Raw genomic sequence first — 230 nt, 5'->3', positions numbered from 1 at the left:
AAGGCCGCCGCGTGTATCCCGGTTTCCTGCAGCATGCGGGCTTCATCGCGATGAACCCCAGCCGCCATTTCATGTCGCACTGGGACTTCTACGCGGACCTGGTGAAGGGCGACATGCAGGACGCCGAATCGCACCGCAAGTTCTACGACGAATACAACGCCGTGCTCGACATGCCGGCGGAGTATTACCTGGACACGATCCGCACCGTGTTCCAGGAGTTCCTGCTGCCG

1 pseudogene is annotated in these 230 nt (G+C 61.3%); it reads left to right on the top strand.

Annotated elements, in window-relative coordinates:
* Positions 1-230, top strand: a pseudogene (locus tag OH705_RS28970) (polyhydroxyalkanoate depolymerase); the annotation flags it as partial.

Source organism: Pseudomonas sp. BJa3, assembly GCF_026343815.1.
GTDB classification, from domain to species: domain Bacteria; phylum Pseudomonadota; class Gammaproteobacteria; order Pseudomonadales; family Pseudomonadaceae; genus Aquipseudomonas; species Aquipseudomonas soli.
Note: the sequence above shows the minus strand (reverse complement) of the source record. Positions and strands in the feature narration are given on the sequence as shown.